The following is a 13,081-nucleotide window of genomic DNA, read 5'->3' on the forward strand; positions in this document are numbered from 1 at the left end:
CTCCGTCGGAGGGGTGGGCCCTCGGGGAGCCGGTCACTGCCCGCCACGCTAGCGGCGGACCGCGCCGGGACCCCGGAGGTGCGCGGCGGGTCCGGAGACGGATTGGTCCGTCCTGCCGTCGCGCGGGCCGGGCGGCCCCGTCCCGAGGCTCGCCCCGAGCCTGCGAGGGGTGAGGAGGACGGGGTCCTTCTAGTGTCGGGCGGGTGGGCACGCGCGCGGGCATCGTCGTCACCGGCACCGAGGTGCTGACCGGCCGGGTCGCCGACCGCAACGGCCCCTGGCTGGCCGAACAGCTGCGGCAGGCCGGCGTCGACGTCGGCTCGGTCCTGGTGGTGGGTGACCGCCCCGACGACGTGCGGGGGGCACTGGGCTGGTTCGCCTCCTCCGGCGTCGACCTGGTGGTCACCACCGGCGGGCTCGGGCCCACCGCCGACGACCTCACCGCGGCCGTCGTGGGCGACGTGCAGGGCCGGCCGCTCGACGTCGACCCGGAGCTGGAGCAGCGCGTGGCCGCCGTCGTCGAGCGGCTCATGGCCCGCCGCGGCTGGCGCGCCGACCCCGAGGCCACGGCGGCGGGCGTCCGCAAGCAGGCGATGGTCCCGGCGGGGGCCACCGTGCTCGAGCCGGTGGGGACGGCGCCGGGCCTGGTGGTCCCGCCGGGCGACGGGCGCGGCGGGCCGGTCGTCGTCGTCCTGCCCGGGCCGCCGTCGGAGCTGCAGGGCATGTGGCCGGCGGCGCTGGCGGCCGGACCGGTGCGCGAGGTGCTCGCCGGAGCCACCGAGCTCCGGCAGGAGACGATCCGGCTGTGGGGCACCCTCGAGGCCCAGCTGGCGGCCACGCTGCGCGACCTCGAGCCCGGGCTGGGCGGGTTGGAGATCACCACCTGCCTCCGCGAGGGCGAGCTGGAGATCGTCACCCGCTTCGAACCCGACGCCCAGGCCGCCTACGACCGGCTGGCCGCGGCGCTCGCCGAGGAGTACGCCGCGACGCTGTTCTCCACCGGGCCGACGCTCGACGAGCTGGTGGCCGGCGCGCTGTCCGACCAGGGGCTGACCATCGCCACGGCGGAGTCGTGCACCGGTGGGCTGCTCGTGGCCCGGCTCATCGCGCGCGCCGGGTCCTCGGCATGGGTGCTCGGCGGGATCACCTCGTACGCCGACTCGGCCAAGGAGCAGCTCGTCGGCGTGCCGGGGGAGATGCTCGCCGAGTTCGGCGCGGTGAGCCCACAGGTGGCGCTGGCGCTGGCCGAGGGGGCGCGGGCGCGGTTCGGGGCCGACGTCGGCGTCGGCATCACCGGCATCGCCGGGCCGGGCGGCGGGACGCCGGACAAGCCGGTGGGCACCGTGCACCTGTGCGTCGTCGGGCCCGAGGGCACGCAGGCGAGGTCCGTGCGCTTCCCCGGCTCGCGGACGGCGGTGCGCGAGCGCTCCGTCGTCCTGGCGCTGCACCTGCTGCGCCAGCTGCTGCTCGGCGGGTCCCCGGCGTGAGCGTCGTCACCCTGCACGCCAGCGGGCCGCTGGCGCCGGCCGAGGCGTGGGAGCGCTACGCCGAGCCCGCACGGTGGCCGACGTGGGCGCCGCAGATCGCCGGCGTGCAGGTGCCGGTGCCGCGACTGGCCGCCGGCGTCGAGGGACGCGTGCGCGGGCCGCTGGGCGTGCGGGTGCCCTTCGTCGTCGAGTCGGTGGACGAGGCGGCACGGCGGTGGGCGTGGACGGTGTGGGCCGGTCCGGTGCGGCTGCACCTGGTGCACTGGGTGTCCGACGGTCCGGACGGCGGCAGCACCACCGGGCTGCGGATCACCGGCCCGCTGCCGGTCGTGGTGGCCTACGCCCCGCTGGCGCAGCTGGCGATCAGCCGCCTGGTCCGCCCGCTCGACTGAGCGCCGTGGCGGCCGTGTCACGACACTCCCGGCACCTGTGGACGAGCTGCTGAGCTGCGGATCCACGGTGCCGGGACCCGTCCGCTCGGCCGGACTTCGTACACGTGTCCGGGTGGCTGGTCGACCGGTGACCTGTTGGGGGACGTCGCCGCGCTGGTCGCCGGGCGCAACCGGATCGACGCCGCACTGGCCCGCCGGGTGCGGGCCGCGGAGCACCGGCAGGCCGCCGAGGACGACGGACTGAAGTCGTGGTGGGCGGAGGTGCACCACCTGGTGCACTGGCTGGACGGCGGCGAGACCGACCTGGCCAACCTGGCACTTTGTCAGTCACTCCCCATGCCAACGGGTGAACGCCCCATGAGTCCTGAGCCCGCTGCCCTACGGTCGGCAGGGTGACCAGGGGGATGACAGCGGACGGCCACCTCTACTCGATGGAGGACTGCCTTCGCTGCGACAAGCCGGGGCCGCACTTCCTCCGGGACCAACGCCGCGACGACGTGTTCCGCTGCGATCAGTGCTTGTCCATGTTCACGGACAAGTCGCCAGCGCCGTCTACCTGGCTTCCCGGCCGGTAGCAGGGCCTGACGAGCCGCCCGGCGCACTTGCCCGAGGAAAGCGGCCAGTCTTTGAGCCATCCCCTAGGTTCCGTGCATGCCTAGCTTCGGCAGTGTGTCCATGGCCGGGGGTGGGGGTCCGGCGGGAGCTGTCATGCTGCTTAGGCACGGCTCCGAAGTAGGCGCGACGGAGCTTGTCGCACCCGGTGTAGAAGTTGAGGTGCTCGCCGGAGAGCGCCTCATCGTGGTCCGCGGCCTGACGGGCGCCGGACCCGACGCGGTCATGGACGAAGCGCCGGAGATGGCGAATAGAGCCTTGGACCTCATCGCTATGCGCGGCTTTGTGAGTGGAGCCATCGACGATCCCCTCGGCTTCCATATCGCCTGGTGGCAGGGTGCCCTGTCGCGCGTGGCTCGCGTGTGGTCCCTGGCGACCCTAACGATGACAGGAACGACCGTTGGGCTTGGCGGCGGAAAAGCGACTCCCCCTCCGCCCCCTGCGTGGCAAGAGAGCATGCGCTACTTCCGAATGTCACAGGTCACTGATGACTTATTCGATGCATTTCGGAACGTTTACTTGGCGCTTGAGTCAATTCTTGACTCTGTAGCGCCCTGGCGAAAAGGTGAGGGCGAAGGCGTTTGGCTCAGGCGAGCCCTTACCGGGGCATCGAAGATGGTGAACCTCCCGGACTACCTCTCCACGCCAGCTTCGGACCCAATCGACGCCGTCTTTCAGGAGTTATATCGGAACATCCGAACGGCCACCTTCCACGGGAAGGCAGGCCGCCGGGTTCTCCTCCCACAGGACCAGAGCGCTCGGTCCGCTGTCGCGGAGGCCAAACTGCGATATGCGCGCATGTACCTCGACATCGCAAAGGCAGTCTTCGGCTCACATTTCTCCCATAGGGGCGGACTCACGCCGGAGGCTTTCAAGCTAATGATCAACGAAGTGACGAGCGGCCTGTCCTTGGCCCTGACGGATGACGCGGCGCCAGTCGTCGGCAGTGACACCGACTTTTCGCCCAACGGGCGGCCGGTCGTTGAGGTCCCGGCGACTCAGGTGATGCATATGGATAGGCCGTATTTGGCCACGGTGAGTGGGACCATCGATACGAATGTCGTGCTTTCGGCCGTAGGGCGCGTTCGTCGAGCAGGAGCACTGTTTCCCGATGGGCGTCCCGCCATCGTTGAGCGACTAGAGGCGGAATTTGACCCGTCGGGGTTCGATGAATTGGAGCTCGTGATCGCGACTCGCGCGCGCAATGGTGGGGCGGGGCTGCGGCAGGAATACGCCACGTAACTGCCGCTCCGACCGCTTGGCGGTGGGGGTCAGGGGGCGTTAGGGATGCGTTAGCAACTCCGCCCTGCTGTGCGAGCGGCACCACACCCAGGTGCACCACGGCTTCCGGGTCGAGCGCCAACCCGACGGCACCTGGTGCACCTGGCGACCCGACGGCACCGAGATCCGCACCGGACCACCGCTGCGGCAACCCGCCGCCTGTGATCCCACCGACCGAGCCCGGCCCGGAGTCGCGTCCCTCCTCCCGTTCCACGTGGAACGAGAGGAGGGCAGGCGGGTGGCCTCCGGTGTTCGGGACTGCTGCTACCCGCGCTGACCGGTGGTGTCCGTCAGGGAGGTGTCCGCTGTCGTGCCGGCGTGTGACCGCTGTCCGGGCACGGCCGGGGCGCTGTCGCCCGGCGTGGAGTCGGCGGCGCGGCCGGCGACGGTGGAGCACAGGGCCAGCAGCGCGGCGGTGACCTCCTCGATGACGGGCACCATGTCCGGGTAGTCGGGGTGGAAGCTCTTCGGGATCGACGAGCGCTGCCGCCCCCACTCGATCGTGAAGCCCAGCACCCTGCGGTCGGTCGAGTCGGTGAAGTGGCGGGAGAAGGCCCAGTCGTCGGAGGTGCCCGAGGTGGGGTAGAGCCCGACGGCGCTGCTCACCGAGTACTGCCGGCCGTGCGCGGCCCGGATGGCGTCGCGCATGACGCCGGACAGCGCGACGGCCTCGTCCAGGTCGGCAGCCGGCAGGTACTCCCGGTACTGGTGCGGGTCGCCGCCGGGGGTGGCGTCCGGGATGCCGCGCTTGCCGTTCCACGCCGGGTTGGCGAAGTTCATCGACGGGTCGGTCGTCTGGTCGTCGTCGTCGCCCCAGTTGTAGAGGATCAACTCGCCGAAGGAGTGCACGTCGACGAAGTGGGTCACCGACGGGTACCGGTCGAGCAGCCAGGTGACGTTGGCGGTCTCCGGCTCGGAGGCGGCCGCGGGTCCGCGGTAGACCTCGTCGCAGGGGTCGGCGGAGGTCGCCACGGGCGCCTGCGGGCTGAACGCGGTGGTGTGGTCCCAGAGGAAGTCGTGGTTGCGGTTGAGGTCGACCCCCGGCCCCCGCCCGCCGCCGCCGGGGCAGCGCGGGTGCCCGGGACCGGCCGGGCGGCGGTTCTTGCGCCACATCGGGTCGCGGGTCATGGAGTGGTGCCGGCCGTCCGGGTTGGCCTGGGGGAGGACGACCACGTCCAGGGTGGTCACGATCCGCCGGACCTCCGCGGCGGTGGTGCTCGCCCCGCCCTGGGTGATGCCGGTGCCGGTGCGGTAGGCGTCGGTCAGCAGGCGCGCGAGGTTGACCAGGATGTCGGGACTGCCCCACTCGCGGGCGTGCACCCCGCCGAGCAGGTAAACCCCGGCGCGCGCGGCCCGGCGCGTCCCGATCCGCAGGGCCGAGGAGGTCCGCCCCTCCCACGTCCGGTGGGGCAGCGTGGTCAGCTCGGTGAACGCGGCGTTCTCCGGCCGCGCGGCCAGCGCGAGGGCGGTCTCGACCTCCGCGACGTTGAGGTAGCTCACGACCGGTCCTCCTCCGCCTGCGTGCTGCCCGTCTGCCCGGCCCCTGCCTGCACCGCCGCGGCCAGCTCGGCGGCGAACCGGTTGCCCTGCCCCACCTGCGAGACGTCCTCCCGGGCGGCCTCGTCGACGTCCTCGTGCCGGTCCACCTGGTAGCCCGCGCCGACCAGGCGCTCGATGGCGGCCTCGTCGGCCAGGGCGTCGACCCGGGCTCTGTCGCCGTCCTCGTGGAGGGTCTGCGGGAGGACCCGCACGCCGTGGACCCGCACCAGGTCGGCCATCGCCTCGCGGCCGACCCCGTGGGCGGTGATGTGGAAGACGGGCATCGGGACCTCCGCGCAGCGGGTCGGGACGCGGGACGGCGGGCGGCCGCTCCGCCGGGTCCTGGGTCGGAGTGCGCGAGCCCAGTACAGCGGGTCCCCGTCACCGCTGCGTCACGGCTGCCCGTCGGGCCCCAGGTCGTACGGTGCCCGCCGTGAGCGCGACGCACGAGGTCACCAACCAGGTCCCGCCGCTGGCCGGTCACGACCCGATCGCCGGCGACGCCGCACTGCGCGAGGCGTGTCTGCGGCACGCGGACGAGGCCGCGCTCGCGTCACTGACCGAACTCGGCGCCCTCGCCGGCAGCGAGCAGGCCCGCGAGTGGGGCCGCCTGGCCGACGAGCACCGCCCGGTCCTGCGCACCCACGACCGCTACGGGCACCGGATCGACGAGGTCGAGTTCCACCCGGCCTGGCACGAGCTCGTGCGGACGGCGTTCGCGCACGGCCTCGCGGGCGCCCCCTGGGCCGCGGCCGACGCGGGCGACCGGCACGCCCACGTCCGGCGCGCCGTCGGCTACCTCGGCTGGACGCAGGTGGAGGCCGGCCACGGCTGCCCGGTCACCATGACCTACGCCGCCGTCCCCGCCCTGCGCGCCGCCCCGGAGCTCGCCGCCCGCTACGAGCCCGGCCTCACCGGCACCGGCTACGCGTTCGGCCTCACCGACCCCGCGGCCAAGCCCGGACTCGTCGCCGGCATGGGCATGACCGAGAAGCAGGGCGGCTCCGACGTCCGCAGCAACACCACCCGCGCGGTCGCGGACGCCGACGGCACGTACGCGCTCACCGGGCACAAGTGGTTCACCAGCGCCCCGATGAGCGACCTGTTCCTCGTCCTCGCCCGGCTCGACGAGGGCGTGTCCTGCTTCCTCGTGCCCCGGGTGCTCCCCGACGGCAGCCGCAACGTCTTCCGCCTCCAGCGCCTCAAGGACAAGCTCGGCGACCGCGCCAACGCCTCTGCCGAGGTCGAGTTCGACGGCACCACCGGCTGGCTGGTCGGGGAACCCGGCCGCGGCGTCCCGGCCATCCTCGAGATGGTCAACGCCACCCGCCTGGACTGCGTCGTCGGCTCGGCGGCCACCGTCCGCGCCGCGCTCACCCAGGCCCTGCACCACGCCCGCCACCGCCGGGCCTTCGGCGCCCCGCTCGCCGAGCAGCCGCTGATGCAGAACGTCCTCGCCGACCTCGCCGTCGAGAGCGAGGCCGCCACCGCGCTCGCCGTCCGGCTGGCGGCCGCCGTCGACGCCGGCGAGACCGCCTTCCTCCGGCTGGCCGGTGCCGCGGCCAAGTTCCTCGTCTGCAAGCGCACGCCGACCGCCGTCGCCGAGGCCGTGGAGGTCCTCGGCGGCAACGGCTACGTCGAGGAGTCCGGCCTGCCGCGTCTCTACCGCCAGGCGCCGCTCAACAGCATCTGGGAGGGCTCGGGCAACGTCATCGCCCTCGACGTGCTGCGCGCGCTGCACCGCAGCAGCGAGTCGCTGGCCGCGGTCACCGCCGAGATCGAGCTCGCCCGCGGCGCCGACCGGCGGTTCGACGACGCCGTGGAGCGCCTCGCCGCCGAGCTCGGCGACCCCGCCGACCTGCCGGTGCGGGCCCGCCGGGTCGCCGGCCGGCTCGCGCTCTGCCTCCAGGGCTCGCTGCTGCTGCGGCACGCCCCGGCGGAGGTCGCCGACGCCTTCTGCGCCTCCCGCCTGGGCGGGGACTGGGGCACCGTCCTCGGCACGCTGCCGGCCGGGGTCCCCGCCGCCCGTCTCGTCGCGCGGTCCACGGTCACGGCTGTCTGATCCTCCGGCGCTCCACTACCCTCGGGTAGGCGTCGCGCACGGACCGACTTCCCACTCGCCCCGGTCCGTTCGCCGGTGGACTGCCCGACGGGACCCGACGTGCGGCGCCAGGGGGAGAGATAACGCGTGCACCAGACCCACCACGCCGGTCTGCCGGCGCCGCCGGACCTGCTGTCCGGCGTCCCGGACGCCGTCTGCCGTCTGGACTCCGACTGGCGCTTCACGTGGGTCAACGCCGCCCTCGCCCGGCTCCTGCGGCGCCCGCCCGAACGGCTGGTCGGCCGTCCGGTGCGCGAGTGCTTCCCCGACGTCCTCGGCTCCGAGCTGCAGCGGCATGTGCACGCCGTCCTCGCCGACGGCGAGCCGCGCGTGTTCGAGTACCTCTACGGACCGGCCGACCGCTGGTTCGAGGTGCGGGCGACGGCCGACGCGCTGGGCGGCGTGGTCGTCTTCCTGCGCGACGTCGACTCCCGGCACCGCGCCCAGGCCGCGCAGGCCCGCGCGCTGCAGCGGACCGCGGCGGTCCTCGACGCCCTGCCCTCCCCGACGGTGCTGCTCGACGAGGCCGGCCGGATCCGCACCGCCAACCGCGTGTGGGCGGGCAACGCCGACCGGGTGCGGGCCAGCGGCTGGGAGCCGGCCGAGGTCGGCGACGACTACCTGGCCCGCATCGCCCAGGGCCTGCGGCCGGAGGACGTCGACCGGATCGCCGCGGGGCTGCGGCAGCTGCGCGCCCAGCCCGACGACGGCCTCCCCCGCACCTTCGCCCACGACTACTCCCACCGCCTCGGCGACGAGGCGACCTGGTGGCGGCTGCAGGCGGCCCGCGTGGACGACACCGGCCACGTCGTCATCACCCACACCGACCTCACCGAGCGGGCCCGCGGCGAGGAGCTGCTGGCCTGGCAGGCCAACCACGACGACCTCACCGGCCTGCCCAACCGCGCCCGGCTGCTGCAGCTGATCGGCGAGGCGCTGGAGGACCAGAGCAGCCGGACGGCGCTGCTGTTCCTCGACCTCGACGGCTTCAAGACCGTCAACGACTCCCTGGGCCACGCCGTCGGCGACGAGCTGCTGCGGCAGGTCGGCACCCGGCTCGCCACGCAGGTCCGCCCCGGGGACGCGGTCGGCCGGCTCGGCAGCGACCAGTTCGTCGTCCTGGCCCGGTCCTGCGACACCCCCGAGGCCGCCTCGCTGGCCTTCCGGCTGCAGCGCTCCTTCGGCCGCCCGTTCGTCGCCGGCGGCCTGTCGGTGCCGGTGTCGGCGAGCATCGGCGTCGCCGTCGCCCAGCCCGGCCTGCGGCACGCCCACCAGCTGCTCAGCGACGCCGACGCCGCCGGGTACGAGGCCAAGGCGGCCGGCCGCGACCGCGTGCACCTGTTCTCCCCCGGCCTGCGCGACGCCGCCCGCTGGCGGATGGACGTCGCCACCCGGCTGCGCGACGGGGCGCTGGACCAGTTCGTCGTCCACTACCAGCCGGTGGTGCGCCTGGACACCGGCGCGGTCGAGGGCGTGGAGGCGCTGCTGCGCTGGCAGCACCCCGAGCGCGGGCTGCTCGCCCCCGACGCCTTCCTCTCCGTGGCCGAGGAGACCGGCCACCTCATCCCGATCACCCGCTGGCTGCTGCACGAGACCACCCGGCAGGCCGCGGAGTGGGCGCAGGAGGGCCTGTCGCTGCGGATGGCGGTCAACATCAGCGCCCGCCACTTCTCCGCCGAGACGCTGGTCCGCGACGTCCGGACGGCGCTGCGCGAGTCGGGGCTGGCCCCCGAGCAGCTGATGCTCGAGCTGACCGAGACGACGGTGGCCGAGGACCCGACCCGCGCCGAGGACCAGCTGGCCATCCTGCGCGGCTTCGGCGTCCGGGTGGCGATCGACGACTTCGGCACCGGCTGGTCGTCGCTGGCCCAGCTCATGGCGCTGCCGATCGGCACCCTGAAGATCGACCGGTCGCTGATCAGCGCGGCCGAGCGGCTGGCCGCGGGGGGCACCGGTGCGGTGCTCGGCGCGATCGTCGGACTGGCGCACAGCCTGGGCATCCGGTCGGTCGCCGAGGGCGTGGAGACCGCCGAGCACCTGCGGATGGTCCGCGAGGCCGGCTGCGACCTCGCCCAGGGCTACCTGCTCGCCCGCCCGATGGCCTCGGGCGAGGTCCCCCGCTGGACCGACCGGGTGCGGGCCGGCGGCGGTGACTCCTGCGCGCTCGCCCTGTCCGGGCAGCTGCGCTGAGGTGGTCGGGCGGGTCCGCCGGCGCGCCGTCCGCCGGGCGTCGTCCCCGGGCGGGCCGCCCCCCGACCCGCCCGCCGACCTCCCGGTGGCCGTCCCCGACACCGTTCCCGCCCCGGTCACGGACGGGGAGCCGACCGGGCAGACTGCCCCCGTGACCGAGACCACCGGTACGGCCGTCCTCACCGGCCCCGACCCCGACCGCGGCCGCGGCCGGCCGGCGCTGGACCTGCTCATCTGGGACGCGCCCAACATCGACATGACCCTGTCGACGGTCATCGGCGCGCGGCCCACCGCCGCCTCCCGGCCGCGCTTCGACGCGATCGCCGCGTGGTTCGTCGACGGCGCCGGCGACCCGGGCGCCCCGGACGCACCCGAGGTCGAGGCCTGCGTCTTCGCCAACATCCCGCCGGTGGTGGGCAGCATGCGCGGCTGGGTCGAGGCGCTGCGCGGCTTCGGCTACGCCGTCTTCGCCCGGCCCAAGCAGCAGCCCGACGACGACATCGACCAGTCCATGCTCGACCACATCGACGTCCGGACGCACAGCCACCGGCTGCGGCGGCTGGTCGTGTTCTCCGGCGACGGGCGCAACTTCGCCGAGCCGCTGGAGGAGCTCGCCCGCGCCGGCACGCAGGTCGTCGTGGTCGCGTTCAGCGAGGTCGCCGGCTACGCGATCGGCTCGGAGCTCATCGAGTTCATCGACATCGAGGACGTGCCCGGCGCCTTCGCCGCGCCGCTGGACCGGGTCCGGCTCGACGCGCTGCCGCCCGACGGCGCGTGGCTGCGGCCCACCCGCAGCCTGCGCGACTTCGTCTCCACCTGGAGCGCCCGCCGCAACGGCTGACCCGCCCGCGGCGGTGTCCGCGGGCCCCGCCCCGTGTCCGCCGGCCCTCCCCGGGGAAGGGAGGGGCCATGGCGGTCTGCGAGGTCTGCGGCAACGACTATGCGATGAGCTTCGAGGTGGTGGCCCAGGGCGCCACGCACACCTTCGACAGCTTCGAGTGCGCGATCCACCGGATGGCGCCGATCTGCGAGCACTGCGGCGTGAAGGTGGTCGGCCACGGGATGACCGTCGAGGGGCAGTTCTACTGCTGCGCGCACTGCGCCCGCGCCGAGCACGACGGCGCGGCGGTGGCCGACTCCGCCTGAGGGCGGTCAGTCCGCCGGCAGCTCCGGCGCCCGCGGCTCGGGCACCTGCGTGGAGAAGCCCTCGATCGGCTGCAGCCCCGAGGGCAGCTGCGCCCACACGTGCTTGCGGCCCGGACGCCGCTCCCAGCCGTAGTCCACCGACAGCTGCGCCACCAGGTGCAGGCCCATCCCGCCCAGGGAGGGGTCGCGGTCGACGGCGGGCACCGGCGGCTTCTCGGGCGCCTCGTCGCTGAGGTCGAGCAGCCACCCGGCGGGGCTGGCCACCACGAGGGCCCGGACGTCGCCGCCGCCGTGTCGCAGGGCGTTGGAGGCGAGCTCCTCGAACACCAGCAGCAACCCGTCGCGGGCGTCGTCGGTGGACGACGAGCTCACCGAGGGGTGCGCGATCCGGGCGCGCAGGTCGGCCCGGACCCGGGACACGACGTGCATGGCCTCCAGCTGCCAGTGCCAGACGTCGCCGGCCACCGACGGCACGGGCACGCTCGGCCACGCCTCCTGGCCCATCGCCACCCCTCGCGTCTGCTCCGCGACACCCACGCCGACCGCACCCATCCTGACCGAAGCCCGTCGGCGCTGCAGCGGCAGCCCCCTCGGGGGCGGGCGGCGCCCCCCCCCCCCGTCGCGTGCTCCGTTGGGCAGACTGGAGCCGTGGAGGCCCTGTGGCGAGCACTGAGCCGGCTGCGGCTCGCCGACCGCGAGCTCGAGGACGTCCTCGGTGAGATCACCCGGCTGGCCGACGAGCACGTCCCCGGCGCGGAGTCGACGTCGATCACCCTCGTCCGCGGCGACACGGCGGTCACCGCGGCGTACCACGGCGACATGTCGCTGGCCGCCGACGAGATGCAGTACGACCGCGGCTACGGTCCCTGCCTGGACGCCGGCCGCGCCGGGGTCGTCCTGCGGGTCGACGACATGACCACCGAGCAGCGGTGGCCCGACTACACGGCGCGGGTGGTCGGGGTCGGCGTCCGCAGCTCGCTGTCCACGCCGCTGCCCTACCAGGGCACCTCGATCGGCGCCCTCAACATGTACTCGACCCGGCCGGCGGCCTTCGCCTCCGACGCCTCGGCCGAGGCGGCCCACGAGGTGGCCGAGGCCGTGGCCATCGCGGTGGCCAACGCCGACGCGCACGCCCAGCTGACTGAGCACGCCCGCAACATGCAGCGGGCGATGGAGTCGCGGGCGGTGATCGAGCAGGCCAAGGGGGTGCTCATGGCGCAGCGCCGGGTCGACGCCGAGGCCGCCTTCGACCTGCTGCGCGACGCCTCCCAGCGCTACAACCGCAAGCTGCGCGACATCGCCGCCGGCGTCGTCGCCTCCACCCACGAGCAGCCGCGCTGAGCCGGCTCAGCCCACCCGCGCGGCCAGGCCGGCTAGCCGGCTGACCAGGAACTCGACGGCGGCCGGGCTGTCGACGGTCTCGGCGACGTCGACCGCGGTGGGGGAGTCCGACACCGAGCGGCGGTCCACCAGCGTCTGCCCGCGCCCCGCGCCGCGGGTGGTGTCGACGACGACGTCGCGGCGCACCGTGCCCAGCGTCCCGGGGACGATCGCCTCGGTCAGCGCCAGCGCGTCGTGCAGCACGACGCCGGTGGCGCCGTACGAGGAGCGCGCGTGGTCGACGTACTGCTGCAGGATCGCCGCCGCGGCCGCACCCACCGGACCGGCCGCGGCGAAGCGGGCGATGCCCTCCTCGCCGAGCACCGTCGGCACGGTGACGTCGAGGCCGACGAGCACCGTGGGCACCGTCGAGCCCAGCACCCGCGCGGCGGCCTCCGGGTCGGCCCACACGTTGAACTCCGCGGCCGCCGTCACGTTGCCGCCGCGGGAGGCCGAGCCGCCCATGAGGACCAGCCGGCCGATCCGCTCGGCCGCCTGCGGGTAGGTGGCCAGCAGCAGCGCGACGTTGGTCCACGGCCCGATCGCGGCCACCGTCACCGGTTGCTCGGCGGCCACGAGCAGCTCGGCCAGCGCCACGACCGCCGGGCGCGGGTCGACGACGGCGGGCGACGGCGGCAGCACCACCCCGCCCAGGCCCGCCGACCCGTGCACGTGCCCGGCGCGCTCGGGCTGCGGGTACACCAGCGACTCGGCGGCGCCGGCGGCCACCGGGACGTCGGAGCGGCCGGCGAGGTGCAGCACCCGCAGCGCGTTGTCCGTCGTCTGCGGCAGCTCCACGTTGCCGTGCACGGTGGTGACCAGCTGCAGGTCCACCTCCGGGCTGGCCAGCGCCAGCAGGATCGCCAGCGCGTCGTCGATGCCGGGGTCGGTGTCGATCACCAGGGGTCGGGGCACCGCGTCATCCCAGCAGACGCCGTCGGGCAGGATCGGCG

13 protein-coding genes are annotated in these 13,081 nt (G+C 74.6%); 9 read left to right on the forward strand and 4 right to left on the reverse strand.

The genetic code is table 11. From position 1 onward, the window contains the following. The first annotated feature begins 203 nt into the window (after positions 1 to 203). The 4 genes from LY71_RS15520 (at position 204) to LY71_RS15540 (ending at position 3,733) form a co-directional block, all read left to right on the forward strand. Positions 204 to 1,487, forward strand: coding sequence for a competence/damage-inducible protein A (locus LY71_RS15520; RefSeq protein WP_106279229.1), 1,284 nt, complete (start codon positions 204 to 206; stop codon positions 1,485 to 1,487). Further along, on the forward strand, positions 1,484 to 1,879 hold the full coding sequence (locus tag LY71_RS15525) for an SRPBCC family protein (RefSeq protein WP_106279231.1): 396 nt from the start codon (positions 1,484 to 1,486) through the stop codon (positions 1,877 to 1,879). Before LY71_RS15520 ends, LY71_RS15525 begins: the two co-directional genes overlap by 4 nt. Positions 1,880 to 2,014: 135 nt before the next feature. Further along, positions 2,015 to 2,275, forward strand: a complete 261-nt coding sequence (locus tag LY71_RS15530) for an HNH endonuclease (protein ID WP_106279233.1) — start codon at positions 2,015 to 2,017, stop codon at positions 2,273 to 2,275. 312 nt (positions 2,276 to 2,587) lie between these two features. Next, complete coding sequence (locus tag LY71_RS15540) at positions 2,588 to 3,733, forward strand: hypothetical protein (protein ID WP_106279237.1); 1,146 nt, start codon at positions 2,588 to 2,590, stop codon at positions 3,731 to 3,733. Between the two features lie 303 nt (positions 3,734 to 4,036). Here LY71_RS15540 and LY71_RS15550 read toward each other — a convergent pair whose 3' ends face one another. Together LY71_RS15550 and LY71_RS23525 are read right to left on the reverse strand one after the other, a co-directional pair. Continuing rightward, positions 4,037 to 5,272, reverse strand: a complete 1,236-nt coding sequence (locus LY71_RS15550) for a M14 family metallopeptidase (RefSeq protein ID WP_106279239.1) — start codon at positions 5,270 to 5,272, stop codon at positions 4,037 to 4,039. After that, positions 5,269 to 5,595, reverse strand: a complete 327-nt coding sequence (locus tag LY71_RS23525) for a hypothetical protein (RefSeq protein ID WP_106279241.1) — start codon at positions 5,593 to 5,595, stop codon at positions 5,269 to 5,271. Before LY71_RS23525 ends, LY71_RS15550 begins: the two co-directional genes overlap by 4 nt. A gap of 149 nt (positions 5,596 to 5,744) precedes the next feature. Here LY71_RS23525 and LY71_RS15560 point away from each other — a divergent pair, with 149 nt between their 5' ends. From LY71_RS15560 to LY71_RS15575, 4 genes are all read left to right on the forward strand, one after another. Then, entirely contained in the window at positions 5,745 to 7,373 is a 1,629-nt protein-coding gene (locus LY71_RS15560) for an acyl-CoA dehydrogenase family protein (RefSeq protein ID WP_106279478.1), read from the forward strand. A 126-nt stretch (positions 7,374 to 7,499) separates the two neighbouring features. Next, positions 7,500 to 9,602, forward strand: coding sequence for a putative bifunctional diguanylate cyclase/phosphodiesterase (locus LY71_RS15565; RefSeq protein WP_106279243.1), 2,103 nt, complete (start codon positions 7,500 to 7,502; stop codon positions 9,600 to 9,602). A gap of 151 nt (positions 9,603 to 9,753) precedes the next feature. Further along, entirely contained in the window at positions 9,754 to 10,443 is a 690-nt protein-coding gene (locus LY71_RS15570; RefSeq protein ID WP_245887933.1) for an NYN domain-containing protein, read from the forward strand. A gap of 68 nt (positions 10,444 to 10,511) precedes the next feature. Continuing rightward, positions 10,512 to 10,748, forward strand: coding sequence for a hypothetical protein (locus LY71_RS15575; RefSeq protein ID WP_091113237.1), 237 nt, complete (start codon positions 10,512 to 10,514; stop codon positions 10,746 to 10,748). A 6-nt stretch (positions 10,749 to 10,754) separates the two neighbouring features. Here the strand turns inward: LY71_RS15575 and LY71_RS15580 are convergent, their stop codons facing one another. After that, the gene (locus tag LY71_RS15580; protein ID WP_342748015.1) at positions 10,755 to 11,228 is read right to left on the reverse strand and encodes an ATP-binding protein; all 474 of its coding nucleotides are present in this window, start codon (positions 11,226 to 11,228) and stop codon (positions 10,755 to 10,757) included. A gap of 168 nt (positions 11,229 to 11,396) precedes the next feature. On the opposite strand from LY71_RS15580, the gene LY71_RS15585 reads away from it, so the two are divergent. Further along, a complete protein-coding gene (locus LY71_RS15585) occupies positions 11,397 to 12,089 on the forward strand; it encodes a GAF and ANTAR domain-containing protein (RefSeq protein ID WP_106279249.1) in 693 nt (230 codons plus the stop codon). Between the two features lie 6 nt (positions 12,090 to 12,095). Here the strand turns inward: LY71_RS15585 and LY71_RS15590 are convergent, their stop codons facing one another. Further along, positions 12,096 to 13,043: a nucleoside hydrolase gene (locus tag LY71_RS15590; protein WP_106279252.1), complete on the reverse strand. Its 948-nt coding sequence runs from the start codon at positions 13,041 to 13,043 to the stop codon at positions 12,096 to 12,098. Positions 13,044 to 13,081: the final 38 nt, after the last annotated feature.

It is taken from the genome of Geodermatophilus tzadiensis (genome assembly GCF_003002915.1).
Classification (GTDB): Bacteria; Actinomycetota; Actinomycetes; order Mycobacteriales; family Geodermatophilaceae; genus Geodermatophilus; species Geodermatophilus tzadiensis.